This is a genomic window from Raineyella sp. LH-20, from assembly GCF_033110965.1.
In the GTDB taxonomy this organism is placed as follows: Bacteria; Actinomycetota; Actinomycetes; order Propionibacteriales; family Propionibacteriaceae; genus Raineyella.
The window spans coordinates 347811-370196 of record NZ_CP137003.1; the positions used below are offsets into that span (position 1 = coordinate 347811).

Annotated in this window: 15 protein-coding genes; 7 read left to right on the plus strand and 8 right to left on the minus strand. The window is 69.3% G+C overall.

The annotated features are described in order from the left end of the window. Positions 1-49: 49 nt before the first annotated feature. From R0146_RS01505 to R0146_RS01525, 5 genes are read left to right on the plus strand one after another with little or no spacing between them, the layout of a single operon-like run. Complete coding sequence (locus R0146_RS01505) at positions 50-3931, plus strand: nitrate reductase subunit alpha (protein ID WP_317691106.1); 3882 nt, start codon at positions 50-52, stop codon at positions 3929-3931. Next, positions 3931-5565, plus strand: a complete 1635-nt coding sequence (narH, locus tag R0146_RS01510; RefSeq protein ID WP_317691107.1) for a nitrate reductase subunit beta — start codon at positions 3931-3933, stop codon at positions 5563-5565. Before R0146_RS01505 ends, narH begins: the two co-directional genes overlap by 1 nt. Then, positions 5562-6284 (plus strand): nitrate reductase molybdenum cofactor assembly chaperone, encoded by a 723-nt coding sequence (gene narJ, locus R0146_RS01515; protein WP_317691108.1) that lies wholly within the window; start codon positions 5562-5564, stop codon positions 6282-6284. Before narH ends, narJ begins: the two co-directional genes overlap by 4 nt. Further along, the gene (gene narI, locus R0146_RS01520) at positions 6281-7081 is read left to right on the plus strand and encodes a respiratory nitrate reductase subunit gamma (RefSeq protein ID WP_317691109.1); all 801 of its coding nucleotides are present in this window, start codon (positions 6281-6283) and stop codon (positions 7079-7081) included. Before narJ ends, narI begins: the two co-directional genes overlap by 4 nt. A gap of 27 nt (positions 7082-7108) precedes the next feature. Next, entirely contained in the window at positions 7109-7672 is a 564-nt protein-coding gene (locus R0146_RS01525; RefSeq protein WP_317691110.1) for a SixA phosphatase family protein, read from the plus strand. 9 nt (positions 7673-7681) lie between these two features. On the opposite strand, the gene R0146_RS01530 is transcribed toward R0146_RS01525, so the two are convergent. Together R0146_RS01530 and R0146_RS01535 are read right to left on the minus strand one after the other, a co-directional pair. Next, complete coding sequence (locus R0146_RS01530) at positions 7682-8632, minus strand: cation diffusion facilitator family transporter (RefSeq protein WP_317691111.1); 951 nt, start codon at positions 8630-8632, stop codon at positions 7682-7684. A 110-nt stretch (positions 8633-8742) separates the two neighbouring features. Next, on the minus strand, positions 8743-9585 hold the full coding sequence (locus tag R0146_RS01535) for an aldo/keto reductase (protein WP_317691112.1): 843 nt from the start codon (positions 9583-9585) through the stop codon (positions 8743-8745). Positions 9586-9679: 94 nt separating this feature from the next. Between R0146_RS01535 and treY the strand changes: the two genes are divergently transcribed. Continuing rightward, positions 9680-11953 (plus strand): malto-oligosyltrehalose synthase, encoded by a 2274-nt coding sequence (gene treY, locus R0146_RS01540; RefSeq protein ID WP_317691113.1) that lies wholly within the window; start codon positions 9680-9682, stop codon positions 11951-11953. 95 nt (positions 11954-12048) lie between these two features. Beyond that, on the plus strand, positions 12049-12768 hold the full coding sequence (locus tag R0146_RS01545; RefSeq protein WP_317691114.1) for a DsbA family oxidoreductase: 720 nt from the start codon (positions 12049-12051) through the stop codon (positions 12766-12768). A gap of 70 nt (positions 12769-12838) precedes the next feature. Here R0146_RS01545 and R0146_RS01550 read toward each other — a convergent pair whose 3' ends face one another. The 6 genes from R0146_RS01550 to R0146_RS01575 all read right to left on the minus strand — a co-directional run bounded on the left by R0146_RS01550 (position 12839) and on the right by R0146_RS01575 (position 22352). After that, the gene (locus R0146_RS01550) at positions 12839-13315 is read right to left on the minus strand and encodes a hemerythrin domain-containing protein (protein ID WP_317691115.1); all 477 of its coding nucleotides are present in this window, start codon (positions 13313-13315) and stop codon (positions 12839-12841) included. A gap of 145 nt (positions 13316-13460) precedes the next feature. After that, positions 13461-14651: an elongation factor Tu gene (tuf, locus tag R0146_RS01555; RefSeq protein ID WP_317691116.1), complete on the minus strand. Its 1191-nt coding sequence runs from the start codon at positions 14649-14651 to the stop codon at positions 13461-13463. A 183-nt stretch (positions 14652-14834) separates the two neighbouring features. Further along, entirely contained in the window at positions 14835-16934 is a 2100-nt protein-coding gene (fusA, locus tag R0146_RS01560; protein WP_317691117.1) for an elongation factor G, read from the minus strand. A gap of 237 nt (positions 16935-17171) precedes the next feature. Further along, complete coding sequence (gene rpsG / locus R0146_RS01565; RefSeq protein WP_317691118.1) at positions 17172-17642, minus strand: 30S ribosomal protein S7; 471 nt, start codon at positions 17640-17642, stop codon at positions 17172-17174. Continuing rightward, positions 17642-18013 (minus strand): 30S ribosomal protein S12, encoded by a 372-nt coding sequence (gene rpsL, locus R0146_RS01570; protein WP_317691119.1) that lies wholly within the window; start codon positions 18011-18013, stop codon positions 17642-17644. The genes rpsG and rpsL overlap by 1 nt, the downstream gene beginning before the upstream one ends. 478 nt (positions 18014-18491) lie before the next feature. Further along, on the minus strand, positions 18492-22352 hold the full coding sequence (locus tag R0146_RS01575; protein WP_317691120.1) for a DNA-directed RNA polymerase subunit beta': 3861 nt from the start codon (positions 22350-22352) through the stop codon (positions 18492-18494). Positions 22353-22386: the final 34 nt, after the last annotated feature.

The following is a 22386-nucleotide window of genomic DNA, read 5'->3' on the forward strand; positions in this document are numbered from 1 at the left end:
GACCCCGGCAGCTCCCCGTCGATCCGCGCACCGCTGCGAAAGGACTCCCATGACGACCCCTGCTTCTCCCGGAGGCCCCGCATCTCCCGAAGGCCCCGCATCTCCCGGAGGCGCCGCTTCTCCCGGCCGCGCCGCTTCTCCCGGCCCCGCATCTCCCGGAGGCGAGCCCGGGCACGCCGCCCAGCCGCTCAGCGACGACAACGGTCTGCTCGGGCTCGGCACCTTCTTCCGCCGCGGCATCGCTTCCGCCGACAAGCGCCAACTCTTCCTCACCGGTGGCCGGGAGGGTGACGTCTTCTACCGCGACCGCTGGTCGCACGACAAGGTCGTACGGTCGACCCATGGGGTGAACTGCACCGGCTCGTGCTCGTGGAAGGTCTACGTCAAGGACGGCATCATCACCTGGGAGGCGCAGCAGACCGACTATCCCGACACCGGCCCGGACCTGCCCGACTACGAGCCGCGCGGCTGTCCCCGCGGCGCAGCGTTCAGCTGGTACACCTACTCCCCCACCCGGGTGCGCTACCCGTACGCCCGCTCGGTGCTGTTGCGGCTGTGGAACGAGGCGAAGGCGGCCCACCCGGACCCGGTGGACGCCTGGGAGTCGATCGTCGAGGACCCGCAGAAGGCCCGGGCGTACAAGTCACAGCGCGGCAAGGGCGGGCTGGTCCGGATCAGCTGGGAGACGGCGAACGAGATCTCCGCCGCGGCGCACGTCTACACGATCAAGCGTTACGGGCCCGACCGGCTGGCCGGCTTCTCCGTCATCCCGGCGATGAGCCAGGTGTCGTACGGTGCCGGCACCCGCTTCTACTCGCTGCTCGGCGGCACCATCCTGTCGTTCTACGACTGGTACGCCGACCTGCCGATGGCCTCCCCGCAGGTCTTCGGCGACCAGACCGACGTCCCGGAGTCGGGCGACTGGTACAACAGCTCCTACCTGATGATGTGGGGCTCGAACGTCCCGGTGACCCGTACGCCGGACGCGCACTTCATGACGGAGGTGCGCTACCGCGGCACCAAGGTGGTCTCGGTCTCCCCTGACTACGCCGACAACACGAAGTTCGCCGACGAGTGGATGGCGATCCATCCGGGCACCGACGGGGCGCTCGGGCTGGCGATGGGCCACGTCATCCTGCGCGACTTCCACGTCGCCGAGCGCACCCCGTACTTCCTCGACTACCTGACGAAGTACACCGACTCCCCCTTCCTGGTGTCTCTGGAGGAGTACACCGCCCCGGACGGCACGGAGCGGACAGCGCCCGGGGCGAGGGCGTACGTCCCGGGCAAGTTCCTCACCGCCGAGGACCTGCCCGGGCACGCCGAGGAGGAGAACGCCGCGTTCCGTACGGTCCTCCTCGACCGTGACGGCACCCCACGGGTGCCGAACGGCTCGCTCGGGCACCGCTTCGGGGCGTCCGGCGCCGGCCGGTGGAACCTCGACCTCGGTGACATCGACCCGCTGTTGTCGCTCCTCGACGGTGAAACGTACGAGCCCGTCGAGCTGCTGCTCGCCCGCTTCGATGCGGTGCCGGCGGCCGGGGACGAGGACGGCCAGCACCTGGGCGGCGCGGCCGTGCACCGCCGCGGCGTCCCGGCCCGTCGGGTCGGCGACCGGCTGGTCACCACCGTCTACGACCTGATGCTGGCGCAGTACGGCGTGCAGCGCGCGGGCCTGCCCGGTGTCTGGCCGGACGGTGAGGATGACGAGGACGCGGTCGGCACGCCGGCCTGGGCGGAGTCGATCACCGGGGTGCCGGCAGCACAGATCACCCGGGTCGCCCGGGAGTTCGCCCGCAACGCCGCCGACAGTGGCGGCCGATCAATGATCCTGATGGGCGCCGGGACGAACCACTACTTCCACTCCGACACCATCTACCGGACGATGATCGCGCTGGTGATGATGTGCGGCTGCCAGGGCCGCAACGGCGGCGGCTGGGCGCACTACGTCGGCCAGGAGAAGGTCCGCCCGATCACCGGCTTCCAGCAGTACGCCTTCGCGTTGGACTGGCAGCGGCCGACCCGGCACATGACGACCGCCTCGTACTGGTACCTGGCCACCGACCAGTGGCGCTACGACGGGTTGCCGGCGGACGCACTGCTCTCCCCGCTGGCCGGTGACCGGCTGCGTGGCCGGACCACCGCCGACACCCTGATGGAGGCGAACAAACGCGGCTGGATGCCGTCCTACCCGACCTTCGACCGCAGTTCCCTGCAGCTGACCGACGATGCGGCCGCCGCCGGGATGGCGGCGCCGGCGTACGTCGTCGACCAGCTGCAGAAGGGCGAGCTGCACTTCGCCTGCGAGGACCCGGACAACCCGGAGAACTTCCCGCGGGTGGTCACCAACTGGCGGACCAACCTGATCGGCTCCTCGGCCAAGGGCGCGGAGTACTTCCACAAGCACCTGCTCGGCGCCACGAACGCGGTCCGGGCGGCCGAGTGCGGGCCGGACCGGCGCCCGCTCGACATGGTGTGGCGGGACGAGGCGGCGACCGGCAAGGTCGACCTGTTCGTCACGATGGACTTCCGGATGACCTCGACGACGCTGCACTCCGACCTGGTCCTGCCGGCGGCGACCTGGTACGAGAAGCACGACATCTCGACCACCGACATGCACCCGTTCATCCACTCCTTCAACCCGGCGATCGCGCCGCCGTGGGAGTCGCGGACCGACTACGAGGTGTTCCGGGAGCTCGCCGGCGCGGTCTCCGAGCTGGCGAGGACCCACCTCGGCACCCGTCGCGACCTGCTCGCGGCACCGCTGAACCACGACACCCCGGACGCGATGGGGATGCCGCACGGCGCGACGAAGCCGTACGCCGAGACGCCGATGGTGCCCGGGGTGACGATGCCGAAGCTGATCACCGTCGAGCGGGACTACACCGCGATCCGGGCCAAGTTCGACACCATCGGGCCGCTGCCGGAGAAGGCCGGGATGGCGATCAAGGGGGTGCTGCTGCATCCCGAGCAGGAGATCGCCGAGCTGGCACGGATGAACGGCGTCGCCCGCACCGGGCCGTGCGCCGGCCGGCCGCTGGTCGACACCGATGTCAAGGCGGCCGAGATGATCCTGCGACTGTCCGGCACCTCGAACGGGCACCTGGCCACCCAGGGCTTCGAGACGCTGGAGCAGCGCACCGGCACCCGGCTCTCCGATCTGGCGGCCGAGAACGAGGGCCGGCGGATCACCTTCGCCGACACCGCCCAGCAGCCCCAGCCGGTGATCACGTCCCCGGAGTGGTCCGGCTCGGAGACCGGCGGGCGGCGCTACTCGGCTTTCGTGCAGAACGTCGAGCGGGACAAGCCGTGGCACACGCTGACCGGCCGGATGCACTTCTTCCTCGACCACGACTGGATGGCCGATCTCGGCGAGAACCTGCCGACCTTCAAGCCGCCGCTGGACATGCACCGGCTCTTCGGCGACGCGAAGCTCGGCTCCGCGGTGCCCTCGGGCGCCGCGTCCGGCGGCGTCGAGGTCGGGGTGCGCTACCTCACCCCGCACAACAAGTGGTCGATCCACTCCGAATACCAGGACAACCTCTACATGCTCTCGCTGAGCCGGGGTGGCCCCAACATCTGGATGTCCCCGGCGGACGCGGCGAAGATCGGGGTCAAGGACAACGACTGGGTCGAGTCGTACAACCGCAACGGCGTCGTGGTCGCCCGCGCGGTCGTCTCCCACCGGATGCCGGAGGGGACGGTCTTCCTGCACCACGCCACCGAGCGGACCGTCGACGTGCCCCGGTCGGAGACCTCCGGCACCCGCGGCGGCATCCACAACGCCCTGACCCGGGTGTTGATGAAACCGACCCACCTGATCGGCGGCTACGCCCAGCACGCGTACGCCTTCAACTACGTCGGTCCGACCGGCAACCAGCGCGACGAGGTCACCGTCATCCGTCGCCGCAGCCAGGAGGTGCAGTACTGATGCGGATCATGGCCCAGATGGCGATGGTGATGAACCTCGACAAGTGCATCGGGTGCCACACGTGTTCGGTCACCTGCAAGCAGGCGTGGACGAACCGGTCGGGCCTGGAGTACGTCTGGTTCAACAACGTCGAGACCCGCCCCGGTCTCGGCTACCCCCGGACGTACGAGGACCAGGAGCGGTGGAAGGGCGGCTGGGTGCGGCTGCCGAACGGCCGGATCCGGCCCCGTGCCGGCGGCCGGCTGCGCAAGCTGGCGACGATCTTCTACAACCCTGACCTGCCGCGGATCGCCGACTACTACGAGCCGTGGACGTACGACTACGACATGCTGTTGCGGGCTCCGGCGGACTCTCCGCACGTCCCGGTCGCCCGGCCGCGCTCGCTGATCACCGGCGAGGAGATGAAGATCTCCTGGTCGGCCAACTGGGACGACGACCTCGCCGGCTCGCAGGAGATCGCCGTCAACGACCCGATCCTGGCGAAGATGAACGAGGAGGTCCGGCTCGAGTACGAGAAGACCTTCATGTTCTACCTGCCGCGGATCTGCGAGCACTGCCTCAACCCGTCGTGCGTCGCCTCCTGCCCGTCCGGCGCGATGTACAAGCGGGTGGAGGACGGCATCGTGCTGGTCGACCAGGACCAGTGCCGGGGCTGGCGGATGTGCGTGTCCGGCTGCCCGTACAAGAAGGTCTACTTCAACCACCGCACCGGCAAGGCGGAGAAGTGCACCCTCTGCTACCCGCGCCTGGAGGAGGGGCTGCCGACGGTCTGTTCGGAGACCTGCGTCGGACGGCTGCGCTACCTCGGCATCGTGCTGTACGACGCCGACAGGGTCACTGCGGCGGCCTCGGTCGAGGACGAGCACGACCTGCTCGAGGCGCAACGTCGCTGCTTCCTCGATCCGCACGATCCGGCGGTGCAGCGGGCCGCGGCGGCGGCCGGGATCCCGCACGACTGGATCGAGGCGGCGCAGCGCTCGCCGGTCTGGCGGCTGATCCACGACTACGAGGTGGCGCTGCCGCTGCACCCGGAGTACCGCACGCTGCCGATGGTCTGGTACGTCCCGCCGCTGTCGCCGATCGTCGACGAGGTGTCCCGGACGGGCAACGACGCGGAGGACCACCAGGTGCTGCTCACCGCGCTGTCGACGATGCGGATCCCGCTGGCCTACCTGGCCGAGTTGTTCACCGCGGGCGACACCCGGCCGGTAGAGCTGGCGCTGCGCCGGCTCGCCGCGATGCGCTCGTACATGCGCGACCTCACCCTCGGCGGGCAGCCGCAGGAGGAGATCGCCGCCGCGGTCGGGACGACCGGGCAGGAGCTCGAGGACATGTACCGGCTGCTCGCCATCGCCGACTACGACGAGCGCTACGTCATCCCCAGCACGCACGGGGAGATCGGCCGGGCGATGGCCGAGGTCGATCCGATGGGCTGCTCGTTGGACGGCCCCGAGGGGATCGGCATGAACGGTCCGGGCCTGGCCGCGGCGGGGCACGCGCACGGCGCGGCGCGGACGACGGAGGGGCCCGGCGGGGCACGGCGGGTCCGGCTCGCCCTCAGCCGCCGCGACGACCTCGACGGCTATCCCGGCCAGCACCCCGGACGGCCCGGTCTCGCCGGAGGTGCGCGGTGAGTCTCCCCGGTATCGGACGCGGCGGCTTCCTCGGCCGACCCCGCCAGACGCCCCGGCCGCCGGTCCCGCACACCGCGCGGCAGCGAGCCGTCACCCACATGGCCGCCGCGGTGCTGCTCGGCTATCCCGACGCGGACACCGTGGCCAAGTACCCGGCGATCGCCGCCGAACTGCCGACCCTGCCCGCCCCGTTGGCGGACCGCCTCGACACCTTCCTGGCGCACGCCGAGCACGTCGGGGCCGACCGGCTGGCCCAGGCGTACGTCGAGACCTTCGACCTCAAGCGGAAGTGCTCGCTCTACCTGTCGTACTTCCTCACCGGCGACACCCGCAAGCGCGGCACCGCCCTGGTGACGTTCCTCGAGGTGTACCGGGCCGCGGGCTTCGAGTTCGATGCCCGGGAGCTGCCCGACTTCCTGCCCGTGGTGTTGGAGTTCTCCGCGCTCGGTGACCCCGAGTTGGCCGGGGTGCTGCTCAGCTCGCACCGGGAGGGCCTGGAGGTGCTGCGGGAGGCCCTCGCGGCGACGGGCAGCCCGTGGACCGGGGTGGTCGAGGCCGTCACCCTCACCCTGCCGCACGTCGACGAGCGGACTCGTCGACGCACCCTCGATCTGATCGCCGGCGGCCCGCCGGCCGAGATGGTCGGCGCGGACGCCCTGGGACCGGGCGAGCCGCTGGTCGTCCCCCCACCGACCCTTCCCAGGAGTGATCGATCATGAGCACCCTCGACGCGATGCTGTGGATCGCCTACCCGTACGTCTGCCTCACCATGCTGGTCGTCGGCACCGTCTGGCGCTGGCGGCACGACAAGTTCGGCTGGACCACCCGCTCCTCGGAGCTGTACGAGAGCCGGATGCTGCGGCTCGGCTCGCCGCTGTTCCACTACGGCATCCTCGCCGTCGCCGCCGGCCACCTGCTGGGCCTGGTCATCCCGAAGACCTGGACCGAGGCGATCGGCCTGCACGAAGGGGCCTACCACCTGATCGCCACCCTCGGCGGCGGGCTGGCCGGTCTGGCCGCCGGGGTCGGTCTCGTCCTGCTCATCGTCCGGCGGCGCTTCGTGCACGGCGTCTTCCAGGCCACCACCCGCAACGACAAGGTCATGTACGTGTTGCTGGCGCTGCCGGTGCTGCTCGGCATCGTCGCGACGCTGCTGCACCAGGTGTTCGGCAGCGGTGAGGGCTACGACTACCGCGAGACCATCTCGCCGTGGCTGCGGTCGCTGTTCGTCCTGCAGCCACGTGCCGCGCTGATGGCGGACGTGCCGCTGGCGTTCCAACTGCACGTGATCGCGGCGTTCCTGCTCTTCGCGGTGTGGCCTTACACCCGGCTGGTGCACGCCTTCTCGGTGCCGCTGGGCTACCCGACCCGGCCGTACATCGTCTATCGCTCCCGCGCCGCCGATCCGGTGATCCGGCGGCCCGACCGCGGCTGGGAACCGATCGTCGGCCCGGTGTCGCTGGACCGTTCCCGCGGCGGCGCCGTGCATCCGGAGCAGGAACAGCGACGCCGCTGATCACCCGGACCGATTACCCTGGGGGGTATGTCACGCCACCTGTATCTGATGCGCCACGGCCAGGTCGAGGCCGACTCGCCCGCCTCGGACAAGCAGCGCCCGCTCAGCGCGCTCGGCCGGCAACAGGCCGTCGACGCCGGCGCGCTGCTGGCCGACCGCGGCATCGGCGTGGTGATGAGCTCCACCGCCGAGCGCTGCCGGCAGACCGTCGCCGGACTGGACCTGCCCGGTGCGCCGCGGCTGGAGTTCCAGGAGGCGCTCTATCTGGCCGATGTCGAGACGCTGCTGGAGCGGATCGGTGAGATCGAGGACGAGGTGACCGCGCTGCTGGTGGTCGGTCACTCCCCCGGTCTGCCGGCGCTGGCCGCCGAGCTGTCGTACGACGCCGACCACGGCGACGCCGACGCCCAACGCTGTGCCTTCCCGGTGTCCTCAGTCACCGAGATCGAGGTGCCCGGCAGCTGGTCCTCCCTGGCCGAGGGCGACCGGGAGGGCGTACGCCTCGTCGGCACCGTCGGAGCTTCCGGGGCGTACGGAGCTTCCGGGGCGTACGGAGCTTCCGGAGCGTACGGGGCGCCCGCGAGCTGCTGACCCGGCCGGTCAGGCGCCGGGCGCGACCGGCTTGTCCGGCAGCGGCTCTTCGGAGACGTCGTGCGAGGAGTGTGACTGGACGTGGACGTACACGTCACTGGCGTGCAGCTCTGCGGCGATCGCCGCCTTGACCTCCTCGGCGAGCGCCCGGGCCCGGCCGACCGTCCACTCGTCCGGGACGCACATGAAGGTGTGCACCAGGGCGAGCTGGCCCTGCTGGACGGTCTGGTTGGCCAGGAAGTGCACCGGCTCCCGGGCGGCGAAGACGGCTTCCACCGCCCGGATCCGCGCGACGTCCTCCGCGTCGAGGGACGAGCTGAGCAGCAGCGTCCCGGAACGGCGCAACAGCCCCCAGCCGGTGATCAGGATGTTGCCGCCGACCAGGATCGCGACGATCGGGTCGAGCGGCTGCCAGTGGGTCAGGGCGACCAGCCCGATGCCGACCAGCACGCCGGCCGAGGTCCAGACATCGGTCATCAGGTGTCGGCCGTCCGCCTCCAGAGCGATCGACCGATGGCGGCGGCCGGCCCTGCGCAGCACCAGGGAGACGACCAGGTTGACCAGCGAGGCACCGGTGGACAGCAGCAGGCCGACGCCGAGCTGTTCGACCGGCTGCGGGTGGATCAGCCGCTGCACCGCGGTGTAGATGATCAGCGTCGCGGCCACCAGGATCATCGAGCCCTCGGCGAGGGAGGAGAAGTACTCCGCCTTGCCGTGGCCGAAGGGGTGCCCTTCGTCGGCGGGCTTCGCCGCCAGCCGCAGTGCCCACACGCCGATCAGGGCCGCGGCGAGGTTGACCATCGACTCCATGGCGTCGGACAGCAGGCCGACCGATCCGGTCAGCACCGCGGCGCCGCCCTTGATCGCCATCGTGGCCAGGGCGGCGGCCACGGACAGCCACATGAAGCGGCGGAGGATGCGTGTGTCGACGATCTGCCCGGCGGTCACAGGGGTGCTCATGGGGTGCGAGAGTAGCCGCCGTACGGCCGTCCCGGTAGCGAGGGAAGGCTCGCGGAAGACAGGTGAGGCTCAGGCAACCCGCCCCCGAGGTGCGTCGACGACCGGAGTCCTCAGTGCCCGAAGCGGAGCGGGTCGAGCAGGTCGGCCTGCGGATCCTCCAGCGCCCCGATCGCGGCCATCTGGTCCGGCGACAGGGTGAAGTCGAAGACCGCGAGGTTCTCCTGCTGGCGGCGCGGATCGGCGGACTTCGGCACCGCCACGACGCCCTGCTGGACCTCCCACCGCAGCACCACCTGGGCGGTCGTCCGCCCCAGCGTCCGGGCGGCGTCCTGCACCGCGGCCGACGCCATCAGCGCGTCGCGGTGGTCGCGGCCGAGCGGGCTCCAGGCCTCGGTCACGATCCCGTGCTCGCGGTGGATCGCGACCAGGTCCCGGCGCGGCCGGGTCGGGTCCAGCTCGACCTGGTTGACCTCCGGCACGTACCCGTGCGCGAACAGGTCGGAGAGGAACGGCGCGGTGAAGTTCGAGGTGCCGATCCCCCGGGTCAGCCCGGCCTGCTGGACCGCCAGCAGCCCCTCGTACGCCTCCAGGTAACGGCCCTGGTCCGGGTTGGGCCAATGGATCAGCAGCAGATCGACGTAGTCGAGGCCCATCCGCTCCAGCGCCGCCTCGAGGGCCGGCCGGACCAGATCGCGGCCATGCCACTTCCGGTTGAACTTGGTGGTGACGAAGACGTCCTCGCGGGCGACCGACGCCTGCCGCACCCCCGCCCCCACCGCGGCCTCGTTCTCGTAATTCTCTGCCGTATCGAGAAGCCGGTAGCCGCTCTCCAGCGCGGTGACGACCGCCTCGGTGCACGCCGCGCCGGTCATCGGCCAGGTGCCGAGCCCGAGCAGCGGGATGGCACCTCCGCTGCGGAGCGGGGTGGTCGGGGCGAGCTGTGCAGCGGCCATGGATTCCTCCTCGACGGGGCGGGCATCGACGTCTCCACCCTATCCGGACTCCTCCGCCGGATAGTGTGAGGCAGGATCGGCGGAAGGACAACACGTGCGTACCCCCACCTCGACCTACAGACTCCAGATCACCCGCGACTTCACCCTGCGGCAGGCCGCGGCGATGATCGACTACCTGCAGGACCTCGGGGTGGGTGCGCTCTATCTGTCCCCACTGCTCGCGTCGACCGCCGGCTCCGAGCACGGCTACGACTGCGTCGACCCGACCCGGATCGATCCACACCGCGGCGGCGAGCAGGCCTGGGCCGCTCTCGTCGAGGCCGCCCACGCGGCTGGGATCGGGATCGTCGTCGACATCGTCCCCAACCATCTCGGCATCGCCGAGCCGGACCAGAACCCGAGCTGGTGGAGCGTGCTGCGCGAGGGCCGCGAGTCCCCGTACGCCGCCTGGTACGACATCGACTGGGACCGGTTCCCCATCCTGCTGCCGGTGCTCGGCGAGGACCGCGACGAGAACCTCACCCTCGTGGTGACCGACGACGGGGCGCAACTCGACTACTTCGGTCATCGGTACCCGGTCGCGGAGGGCACCTGGCAGCCGGGCGACTCGGCGGCCGCCGTCCACGGGCGCCAGCACTACCGACTGATCTCGTGGCGCCGCGGCGACACCGACATCACCTACCGGCGCTTCTTCACCGTCACCAGCCTGGCCGGAGTCCACCAGGAGGACCCTGAGGTCTTCGCCGCCACCCACGCCCGGATCGCCCGGTGGATCGCCGACGGGCAGGTCGACGGGCTGCGGGTCGACCATCCGGACGGTCTGTGCGACCCCGGCGGCTACTTCGTCCGGCTGCGCGAGCTGGCCCCGGACGCCTGGATCGTCGGCGAGAAGATCCTGGAGCGCGGCGAGCACCTGCCGAGCTGGCCGATCCAGGGCACCAGCGGGTACGACGCGATGTTCGATGCCGGCGCGGTGTTCCTCGATCCGGCCGCCGAGAAGCAGTTCTCCCGGATCTACACCTCGATCACCGGCGACCAGGTCGGGATCGCCGACCACGTCCTGGAGGGCAAGCTCAACGCGGCGTACGAGTTGCTCGAGGCCGAGCGGCACCGGATCGCCCGGCTCGCCCCGGAGATCGAGACCGAACCACTGGAGTCGGCGCTGGCCGAGATCGCCGCCCGCTTCGAGGTGTACCGCTCCTACCTGCCGCAGGGCGACGGCTACCTGATCGCCGCCGAACGGGCCGCCGTCGCGGCCCGTCCCGACCTCGCCGAGGTGATCGGCGCGATCAGCGGTCGGCTGCACGATCCTGTCGACGAGGTGGCCCAGCGGTTCCAGCAGCTCTGCGGTGCGGTGATGGCCAAGGGCGTCGAGGACACCGCCTACTATCGCTACTCCCGGTTCATCGCCCTCAACGAGGTGGGGGGCGATCCGGGCACCTTCGGCATCGGGGTGGGCGAGTTCCACCGGCGGATGGCCCAGCGCCAGGCCCACTGGCCGCACTCGATGACGTCGCTGTCCACCCACGACACGAAGCGCAGCGAGGACGTCCGGGCCCGGCTCAACGTGCTGGCCGAGATCGGCGACATCTGGGGTCCGTTCGCCCAGGGGGTGGTGGAGCGGATGGACATCGCCAACCGGCCGCTGGCCTACCTGCTCGCCCAGACCTTCGTCGGGGCGGCGCCGATCGCGCGGGAACGCATGCAGGCGTACGCCACCAAGGCGATGCGCGAGGCCTCCGACCAGACCAGCTGGACCGATCCGAACGAGGAGTTCGAGCAGGAGGTGCACGCCGCGATCGACCGCGCGTACGACGACCCCGACACCGTCGAGCTGATGCGTACGCTGCTCGGGCTGGTCGCCCGCCCGGGCTGGTCGAACTCCTTGGGACAGAAGCTGGTCCAGCTGACCATGCCCGGGGTGCCCGACGTCTACCAGGGCACCGAGCTGTGGGACGAGTCGCTGGTGGACCCGGACAACCGCCGGCCGGTCGACTTCACCGCCTGCGCCGACCTGCTGCGCCGCACCCAGCCGCCACCGCTGGACGCCACCGGCGCGGCGAAGCTGTGGATCACCTCCCGGGCACTGCGGCTGCGCCGGGAGCGGCCCGACCTGTTCACCGGCTACGCGCCGGTCTGTGCCGAGGGGCCCGCGGCCGACCACCTGGTCGCGTTCGACCGCGGCGGCGCGATCACCCTGGCCACCCGGCTGCCGTACGGCCTGACCCATCAGGGCGGTTGGCGTGACACGGTCCTGCACCTCGACGGGACGTATCGCGACCAGCTGCAGGGGCTGGAGTGGTCGGGTACCGTCGCACTCGCAGACATCCTCGTCGACTACCCGGTGGGCCTGCTGGTCCGGCAGTGACCGCGGGCCTGCCGGTCCGCACCGTACGGACGGCCGACCCGCCTGAAACGTACGGGGACCGAGAGAAACGTACGGGGACCGAGAAAGAGGCCGACATGACGCTGCGCGTGGACATCTGGTCCGACATCGCCTGTCCCTGGTGCTACATCGGCAAGCGGCGATTCGACGCCGCACTGGCGGCGTTCACCCACCGCAACGATGTCCGGGTCACCTGGCGCTCCTACCAGCTGGATCCCGACCTGCCGGAGCGCTACGACGGCAGCGAGGCGGAGTACCTCGCCGACGTCAAGGGGATGACGGCCGACCAGGTGCAGGAGATGCTGGCGGTGGTCGGCGAGCAGGCGGCCACCGTCGGACTGACGTACGACTGGGACCGGCTCGTCCCGGCCAACTCGCTGCGCGGCCACCAGCTGCTGCACCTCGCGCGCCGCACCGCCGGCATCGACGTCGGCGCGGTGAAGGACGACCTGCTGGCGGCGCACTTCGTCCGCGGCGAGGCGATCAGCGATCCCGACGTGCTGGTGGCGATCGGCGTACGCCACGGGCTGACCGAGGGCGCGGTCCGCGCTGCGCTGGACGACGATGCGGTCCGCGCCGAAGTGCTCGCCGATTTCCGCACCGCCCGGTCGATCGGGGTCACCGGGGTGCCGTTCTTCGTGCTGGAGGACAAGTACGCCATCTCCGGCGCACAGCCCACCGAACTGTTCGCCCAGGCGCTGCAGAAGGTGTGGGAGGAGAGCCGTCCGGCACCGCGCAACTTCATCACCCTGGACACCGGTGACGCCCCCGCCTGCGGGCCGGAGGGCTGCGACTGATCCTCGTAGGGCGGTTGCCGCGGCTCCGCTGCGCCGCCACGGTCGATCCGTACCGGCGCGACCCCGCCGGTCAGTCTGCGATCAGCTCCCGGTCCGGGTGCGCGGACTGCCACCCGTCGATCGCCCGGGTCCAGTCCTCCCCGACGAAGGTGACGACCGACGCGGGGAACAGCGAGTCCTCCTCACGCAGCATGTGTTCGTGCAGTTCGGCCACCTGATCGGCGAAGGCCCTGCGGTGGGCGGCGTCGGTGACGTCGAGCGCTTGCAGGAAGCCGGCGAGCGCCCGGTGCTCCTCGACCAAGGGCCCGATGTAGTCGGCGAAGTCGTCAGGGTAGCGGTCGACCATCACCGCGAACAGGCCGCCCTCCTCCCCCTGCCAGTGCCCCTCCAACTCGACGGCCAGCCGGGCGATCTCATCACGGGCCTTGGCGTACTCCCCGGCGTCCATCGCCCGGCGTGCGCGGTCGGCGAGGTCGCGGGCGCTGTCGTGTTCCGCGTAGTAATCGCGGATCAGCGTCATGTCCTGGCAGCCGCAGTAGTTGCACATGCGGCGATCCTCACACGGCCATTTCGTACGGTCAAGGATGGTTTTTCGGAGGCGGCGATCCCGGAGACGCAGGAGGCCCACCCCGTGACGGGGTGGGCCTCCTGGTGCGTCGAGCAGTGCCTGGTGGGGCGGCGTACGCCTCAGATCACTTGATGATCTTGGTGACGTTGCCGGCACCCACGGTGCGGCCACCCTCACGGATGGCGAACTTCAGGCCCTCTTCCATGGCGATCGGGTGGATCAGCTTCACCTTCATGTCGGTGTTGTCACCGGGCATGATCATGTCGACACCCTCGGGCAGCTCGATGGCGCCGGTGACGTCGGTGGTGCGGAAGTAGAACTGCGGCGAGTAGTGGGCGAAGAACGGCTTGTGACGGCCACCCTCGTCCTTGTTCAGGATGTAGACGCGGCCCTCGAACTCGGTGTGCGGGGTGACCGAGCCCGGCTTGCAGATGACCATGCCGCGCTGCACGTCTTCCTTCTTGGTGCCACGCAGCAGCAGGCCGACGTTCTCACCGGCCTGGCCCTCGTCGAGGAGCTTGCGGAACATCTCGACACCGGTGACCGTGGAGGTCGCGGTGGCGTCGTGGATGCCGACGATCTCGACGGACTCGTTGACCTTGATCACACCGCGCTCGATACGGCCGGTGACGACCGTGCCACGGCCGGTGATGGTGAAGACGTCCTCGACGGGCATCAGGAACGGCTTGTCGACCTCGCGGGCCGGGGTCGGGATGTACTCGTCGACCGCGTCCATCAGGTCCTCGACCGACTTGACCCACTTGGGGTCGCCCTGCAGCGCCTGGTAGGCGGAGATCTGGACGACCGGGCAGTCCTCATCGAAGTCCTGCGAGGCCAGCAGCTCGCGGACCTCCATCTCGACGAGCTCGATGAGCTCCTCGTCGTCGACCATGTCGCACTTGTTCAGCGCCACGACCATGGCCGGCACGCCCACCTGGCGGGCGAGCAGGACGTGCTCGCGGGTCTGCGGCATCGGGCCGTCGGTGGCGGCCACGACGAGGATGGCGCCGTCCATCTGCGCGGCACCGGTGATCATGTTCTTGACGTAGTCGGCGTGGCCGGGGCAGTCAACGTGCGCGTAGTGGCGCTTCTCGGTCTGGTACTCGATGTGAGCGATCGAGATCGTGATGCCGCGCTGGCGCTCCTCGGGAGCCTTGTCGATGGAGTCGAAGGGGGACTCCTCGTTCAGGTCCGGGTACTTGTCGTGGAGCACCTTCGAGATCGCCGCGGTCAGAGTGGTCTTGCCGTGGTCGATGTGCCCGATGGTGCCGATGTTGACGTGCGGCTTGGTCCGCTCGAACTTGGCCTTTGCCACTGGGGCTCCTTCTTGATGGTCGCCTCACTGGTTGCGAGGCGCGCGTTGATTACTACCGGTCTGACGCTTTGCCGGGTCTCCCGAGGGTGACCCGGCCAAGTTTTCTGCACCGGCGCCGCATAGTCAAACCGGAGCTATACTACTCGGTCCATCCTATCCGGCGCCGGTCAGAGGATCAGGCGATCACTCGCCGCCGCGGGCCTTCTGGATGACCTCTTCGGACACGTTCTTCGGGGTCTCGGCGTACGAGTGGAACTCCATCGAGTAGGAGGCCTGGCCCGAGGTCTTCGAGCGCAGGTCACCGACGTAGCCGAACATCTCCGACAGCGGGACCAGTGCGTGGACGACCTTGTTGCCGTGCTGGTCCTCCATCGACTGCACCTGGCCACGGCGGGCGTTCAGGTCACCGATGACGGTGCCCAGGTAGTCCTCCGGGGTGGTCACGTCGACGGCCATGATCGGCTCGAGCAGGACCGGGTTGGCCTTCTTGGCGGCCTCCTTGAAGGCCATCGAACCGGCGATCTTGAACGCGAGCTCGGAGGAGTCGACGTCGTGGTAGGCGCCGTCGACCAGGGTCACCTTGACGTCCTCGACCGGGTAGCCGGCGAGCACACCGAACTGCATGGCCTCCTGGATGCCGGCGTCGACCGACGGGATGTACTCCCGGGGGATGCGACCACCGGTGACGGCGTTGACGAACTCGTACCCGGAGCCCGGCTCCTGCGGCTCGACGTCGATGATGACGCGACCGTACTGGCCCGAGCCACCGGACTGCTTCTTGTGGGTGTACTCGAACTTCTCGACCTTCTTGCGCAGCGACTCGCGGTAGGCCACCTGCGGCTTGCCGATGTTGGCCTCCACGTGGAACTCACGCTTCATCCGGTCGATCAGCACGTCCAGGTGGAGCTCGCCCATGCCGGCGATGATGGTCTGGCCGGTCTCCTCGTCGGTGTGCACCTGGAAGGTCGGGTCCTCCTCGGCAAGGCGCTGGATGGCGACGCCGAGCTTCTCCTGGTCGGCCTTCGAGTTCGGCTCGATGGCCTGCTCGATGACCGGGGCGGGGAAGGTCATCGACTCCAGCACGACCGGGTTGGCCGTATCGCACAGGGTGTCACCGGTGCCGGTGTCCTTCAGACCCATCACGGCGACGATCTGGCCGGCGCCGATCGAGGCGATCTCCTCACGCTTGTTGGCGTGCATCTGGTAGATTTTGCCGATCCGCTCCTTCTTGCCCTTCACCGAGTTGAGCACGGTGGAACCGGTATCCAGTCGGCCGGAGTAGACCCGGATGTAGGTCAGTCGGCCGAGGTGCGGGTCGGCGGCGATCTTGAAGGCCAGCATGGCGAGCGGCTGGTCGTCGGCCGGGTGGCGCTCGATGACGACCGACTCGTCGCCGGGCTTGAAGCCCTCGATGGCCGGGATGTCGAGCGGCGACGGCAGGTAGTCGACGACTGCGTCGAGGAGCGGCTGGACGCCCTTGTTCTTGAAGGCGGTGCCCAGGAACACGGCGGTGATGGAGCTGGACAGCACGGCGCGGCGGACCGCGGCCTTCAGCTCGGCGACGGTGAACTCCTCGCCGCCGAGGTACTTCTCCATGAACTCCTCGTCGTTCTCCGCGACGACCTCGAGCAGCTCGGTGTGAGCGGCCTCAGCGGCCTCCCGCAGGTCGGCCGGGATCTCCTCGATCTCGTAGTCCTCGCCCACCTTGGTCTCGCCGCGCCACACCAGGGCGCGCATCTCGACCAGGTCGATGACGCCGTAGAAGTCGGACTCGGCGCCCAGCGGCAGCTGCATGACGGCGGCGGTCGCGTTCAGGCGGGTCCGGATGGTCTCGACGGCGTGGTCGAAGCTGGCGCCCGTACGGTCCATCTTGTTGACGAAGCAGATCCGCGGCACACCGTACTTGTCCGCCTGGCGCCACACGGTCATCGACTGCGGCTCGACACCGGCGACACCGTCGAAGACGGCCACCGCACCGTCGAGGACGCGCAGCGAGCGCTCCACCTCGACGGTGAAGTCGACGTGGCCGGGGGTGTCGATGATGTTGATCTGGATGTCGTGCCAGTGGCAGGTGGTGGCAGCGGAGGTGATGGTGATGCCACGCTCCTGCTCCTGCTCCATCCAGTCCATCGTGGCGCCGCCCTCGTGCACCTCACCGATCTTGTAGTTGATACCGGTGTAGAACAGGATGCGCTCGGTGGTGGTGGTCTTACCAGCATCGATGTGCGCCATGATCCCGATGTTGCGGACCTTGGCGAGGTCGGTTTCAATCTCGACAGCCACGAAGGGTACCTCTCGTCATGTGTGCGGTCTTCCGGGTTGACCGCACGTGGCGGCGTGACCGGTGGTCAGTGGATGGGTGGCCGACGCACGCCCCGACGGCGGCGCGGCCCGATGGGCGTGCGACACGCGACCCTGCACAGGGTACGGCGACGGGCGCCGACGATCCAACCCGGGCGGTACGAGGATGCGTACCGCCACAGCGGACCATCGGCGCCCGGCGCCGTGCAGCAAGGGGTGTCACCAACGGTAATGAGCGAAAGCCTTGTTGGCCTCGGCCATCTTGTGGGTGTCCTCGCGACGCTTCACCGAAGCGCCGAGGCCGTTGGAGGCGTCGAGGATCTCGTTCATCAGGCGCTCGGCCATCGTCTTCTCGCGGCGATCCCGGGAGAATCCGACCAGCCAGCGCAGCGCCAGCGTGGTGGCGCGGGCCGGCTTGACCTCGACCGGGACCTGGTAGGTGGCGCCGCCGACGCGGCGGGACTTCACCTCGAGAGAGGGCTTCACATTGTCCAGAGCGCGCTTCAGGGTCTGCACCGGGTCGACGCCGGTCTTGGCCCGGGTGCCCTCGAGAGCGGTGTAGACGATGTTCTGCGCGACGGACTTCTTGCCGTCCACCAGGATCTTGCTGACCAGCTGGCTCACCAGGGGAGAGCCGTAGACCGGATCGGCGGGCATCGGGCGACGGGGCGCGGGACCCTTACGAGGCATTACTTCTCCTTCTTCGCACCGTAGCGGCTGCGGGCCTGCTTACGGTTCTTGACGCCCTGGGTGTCCAGCGAGCCGCGGATGATCTTGTAACGAACGCCCGGGAGGTCCTTCACACGACCGCCACGCACGAGCACCATCGAGTGCTCCTGGAGGTTGTGACCCACGCCCGGGATGTACGCCGTCACCTCGACACCGCTGGAGAGCCGCACACGGGCGACCTTCCGCAGCGCCGAGTTCGGCTTCTTCGGGGTGGTGGTGTAGACGCGGGTGCAGACGCCACGGCGCTGCGGAGAGCCCTTCAGGGCAGGCGTCTTGCTCTTCGTCGCCTTGTCGGTCCGGCCCTTGCGGACCAGCTGCTGGATAGTTGGCACCGGCTGGTATCTCTTTCCGTTGGTCGGGCACACCCGGCGGTCGGGTGTGCCCTGATGTCGTACGACTCCTGGCGGGGTCAGATGACTCCTGGCTGCGACCCCCTACCGGCGAGGACGTACGCGCGGGAAAGACCCTTGCGCGACGTCGCCTCGTGGCGGCGGGACGACCGCATGTTCGCGGCTCTGCCGGCGGTTCCGAAAGCCTTCGGTGGCCGACACCGCGCACGGCGCGATACGGAACCTCACCCAGGTTGTTCACCACGATCGGCCGTGCCGGCCGATGGCCGACAGCCGATCACCCCGCGAGCGGGCGCTGCGACTGGTCCGGACAGGCCGGACACAGATAGCAAGGCTACCGACTTTCCTGCCATCGGTCAAAACACCTGCGCGGGCGGCACGTCACTCTACACGGAAACGCCGTGGGGGCGTCCTTCCGGACGCCCCCACGGCGGTGCAGATCCCCTGTGACGGGCTCCGATCAGCGGTAGCCACCCATGTCGAAGTCGTCCAGCGGCGGGACCGAGGTGCCGGCACCCGACATCAGGTCGTAGTCGTACGCCTCGTAGCTGGCCATCGTGTACGCGGCCGCCTTCGCCTCCGGGGTCGGCTCGACCCGGATGTTGCGGTAGCGGTCCAGGCCGGTGCCGGCCGGGATCAGCTTGCCGAGGATGACGTTCTCCTTCAGGCCCACCAGGGAGTCCGACTTGCCGTGGATGGCGGCATCGGTCAGCACCTTGGTGGTCTCCTGGAAGGAGGCCGCCGACAGCCACGAGTCGGTCGCCAGCGACGCCTTGGTGATGCCCATCAGGACCGGACGGCCCTGGGCGGGCTGGCCCCCCTCGGCGACGACCTTGCGGTTCTGCGCGACGTACGTCGGACGATCGACCAGCTCACCGGGCAACATCTCGGTGTCGCCCGACTCCAGCACGGTCACCCGACGCAGCATCTGGCGGATGATGATCTCCAGGTGCTTGTCGTGGATCGGCGCGCCCTGGGTGCCGTACACCTTCTGGACCTCGTCCACCAGGTGCTGCTGCACCGCCGCGACGCCGAGGACCTCGAGGACGTCCTGCGGGTCCAGCTGGCCGTTGGCGAGCTGCTGGCCGACGCCGACGTGGTCGCCGTCCTCCACCAGCAGGCGGGCACGCCGGCCCAGCGCGACCTCGAACTCCTCCGAGCCGTCGTCGGGCACGACGTACATCTTGCGCCCGCGGTCGGTGGTCTCCAGCCGGATCCGGCCGGCAGCACCCGCGATGGGCGCCTTGGCCTTCGGGGACCGGGCCTCGAACAGCTCGACGACACGCGGCAGACCCTGGGTGATGTCGTCACCGGCCACACCACCGGTGTGGAACGTACGCATCGTCAGCTGGGTGCCGGGCTCGCCGATCGACTGGGCCGCGACGATACCGACCGCCTCACCGACGTCGACGAGCTTGCCGGTCGCCAGGGAGCGGCCGTAGCACATCGCGCAGGTGCCGGAGGTGGACTCACAGGTGAGCACCGAGCGGACCTTCACGTGGGTGATGCCGTTGTCGATCAGCATCTTGATGTTGACGTCGCCGAGGTCGACGCCGGCCTGCAGCAGCACCTCGCCGTTGGCGTCGGTGATGTCGGTGGCCAGGCACCGCGCGTAGACCGCCGTCTCGATCGTCGGATCGGCGACGAGCACGCCGTTCTTCTCGATCGCGATCCGCTTGGGCAGACCGGACTCGGTGCCGCAGTCCTCCTCGCGGATGATGACGTCCTGGGAGACGTCGACCAGACGACGGGTCAGGTAGCCCGAGTCGGCCGTCCGCAGCGCGGTGTCGGCCTGGCCCTTCCGGCCACCGTGGGTGGAGATGAAGTACTCCAGAACGGTCAGGCCCTCACGGAAGTTCGACTTGATCGGGGAGGGGATGATGTCGCCCTTTGGGTTGGCCACCAGGCCTCGCATGGCGGCGATCTGACGCATCTGCGTCATGTTCCCTCGAGCACCGGAGTGCACCATCATGTAGATCGGGTTGGTGTGCGAGAAGTTCTGCTCCATCGCCTCGGTCAGCTCGGCGGTCGCCTGCTGCCACAGCTCGATCAGGTTGGAGCGACGCTCCTCGGCGGTCGACTTGCCGCGCTCGTACTGCTTGTCGATCGCGGTCGCCTTGGCCTCGTAGCGGGCGATCAGCTCGGGCTTGCTGTCCGGGGTCTGGATGTCGGAGACCGACACCGTCGCACCCGACCGGGGGGCCCAGCCGAAGCCGAGGTCCTTCAGGTTGTCCAGCGCCGCGGCGACGTCGACCTTCGGGTAGCGCTCGGCCAGGTCGTTGACGATCCGGCCCAGCGGCTTCTTCGACACCTCGTAGTTGACGTACGGGAAGTCGGCCGGCAGCGCCTCGTTGAAGATCGTACGACCCAGCGTGGTCTCCAGCATGATGGTGCCGTCTTCGCGCAGCTGCTGGCTGGCGTCCGGCGGGACGATGTCCCGCATCCGGATGGTCACCTTGGTGCCGAGCTTGATCTCGCCGAGGTCGAAGGCCATCCGGGCCTCCGCCGGGTCGCGGAACACCCGGCCCTCACCGATCGCGCCGGGGCGCTCCTGGGTGAGGAAGTACATGCCGATGATCATGTCCTGGGTCGGCAGGGTGACGGGACGACCGTCGGCCGGCTTGAGGATGTTGTTCGTCGACAGCATCAGGATCCGGGCCTCGGCCTGGGCCTCCGCGCTGAGCGGGAGGTGGACGGCCATCTGGTCACCGTCGAAGTCGGCGTTGAAGGCCGTGCAGACCAGGGGGTGGAGCTGGATGGCCTTGCCCTCGATCAGCTGCGGCTCGAAGGCCTGGATACCGAGGCGGTGCAGCGTAGGTGCGCGGTTGAGCAGCACCGGGTGCTCGGTGATGACCTCTTCGAGGACGTCCCAGACCCGCGGGTCCTTGCGCTCGACCATGCGCTTGGCCGCCTTGACGTTCTGCGCGTGGTTGAGGTCGGTCAGCCGCTTCATCACGAAGGGCTTGAACAGCTCCAGGGCCATCGTCTTGGGCAGACCGCACTGGTGCAGCTTCAGCTGCGGGCCGACCACGATGACCGAACGGCCCGAGTAGTCGACGCGCTTGCCGAGCAGGTTCTGACGGAACCGGCCCTGCTTGCCCTTGAGCATGTCGGAGATCGACTTCAGCGGGCGGTTGCCCGGGCCGGTCACCGGCCGGCCGCGGCGGCCGTTGTCGAACAGCGAGTCGACGGCCTCCTGCAGCATCCGCTTCTCGTTGTTGACGATGATCTCGGGGGCGCCGAGATCGAGCAGTCGCTTGAGGCGGTTGTTGCGGTTGATGACGCGACGGTAGAGGTCGTTCAGGTCGGAGGTGGCGAACCGGCCACCGTCGAGCTGGACCATCGGGCGCAGATCCGGCGGGATGACCGGGACGGCGTCGAGGACCATGCCCTCCGGCGAGTTGCCGGTCTGGATGAACGCCGAGACCACCTTGAGCCGCTTGAGGGCGCGGGTCTTCCGCTGCCCCTTGCCGTTGCGGATGATCGTACGGAGGTTCTCCGCCTCGGCGTCGAGGTCGAAGTCGCGCAGCCGCTGCTGGATGGCGGCAGCGCCCATCGACCCGGCGAAGTAGCGGCCGAAGCGCGCCTTCATCTCGCGGTAGAGCACCTCGTCACCCTCGAGGTCCTGCACCTTGAGGCCCTTGAACCGGTCCCACACCGCGTCCAGACGGTCGATCTCGCGCTGACCGCGGTCACGCAGCAGCTTGACCTCCTTCTCGGCCTGGGCACGCACCTTGCGGTTCATGTCGGCCGAGGCGCCCTCGGACTCGAGCTTCTCCAGGTCCTCCTCGAGCTTGCGCATCTTCTGCTCGATGGCGGCGTCACGCTGCTTGGTGCGGTTCGCCTTCTCCTGGTTGATCTTCGCCTCCAGCGACGGCAGGTCGCGGTGACGCGCCTCCTCGTCGACGGTGGTGATCATGTACGCCGCGAAGTAGATGACCTTCTCCAGGTCCTTCGGCGCGATGTCGAGCAGGTAGCCGAGCCGGCTCGGCACACCCTTGAAGTACCAGATGTGGGTCACCGGGGCGGCGAGCTCGATGTGGCCCATCCGCTCGCGGCGGACGTTGGAACGGGTCACCTCGACGCCGCACCGCTCACAGACGATGCCCTTGAAGCGGACGCGCTTGTACTTGCCGCAGTAGCACTCCCAGTCACGGGTGGGACCGAAGATCTTCTCGCAGAACAGCCCGTCGCGCTCCGGCTTCAGGGTGCGGTAGTTGATGGTCTCCGGCTTCTTCACCTCGCCGTGGGACCACCCGCGGATGTCCTCGGCCGTGGCCAGGCCGATCCGCAGTTCGTCGAAGGAATTCGCGTCGTGCACGTTGTATCTCTTCCTCCCGCCTCGTCAGGCGGGC

Coding starts and splice junctions, on each gene's coding strand:
- R0146_RS01505 (WP_317691106.1), top strand. CDS start 50: ATGACGACCCCTGCTTCTCCCGGAGGCCCCGCATCTCCCGAAGGCCCC.
- narH (WP_317691107.1), top strand. CDS start 3,931: ATGCGGATCATGGCCCAGATGGCGATGGTGATGAACCTCGACAAGTGC.
- narI (WP_317691109.1), top strand. CDS start 6,281: ATGAGCACCCTCGACGCGATGCTGTGGATCGCCTACCCGTACGTCTGC.
- R0146_RS01525 (WP_317691110.1), top strand. CDS start 7,109: ATGTCACGCCACCTGTATCTGATGCGCCACGGCCAGGTCGAGGCCGAC.
- R0146_RS01530 (WP_317691111.1), bottom strand. CDS start 8,632: ATGAGCACCCCTGTGACCGCCGGGCAGATCGTCGACACACGCATCCTC.
- R0146_RS01535 (WP_317691112.1), bottom strand. CDS start 9,585: ATGGCCGCTGCACAGCTCGCCCCGACCACCCCGCTCCGCAGCGGAGGT.
- R0146_RS01545 (WP_317691114.1), top strand. CDS start 12,049: ATGACGCTGCGCGTGGACATCTGGTCCGACATCGCCTGTCCCTGGTGC.
- R0146_RS01550 (WP_317691115.1), bottom strand. CDS start 13,315: ATGTGCAACTACTGCGGCTGCCAGGACATGACGCTGATCCGCGATTAC.
- rpsG (WP_317691118.1), bottom strand. CDS start 17,642: ATGCCTCGTAAGGGTCCCGCGCCCCGTCGCCCGATGCCCGCCGATCCG.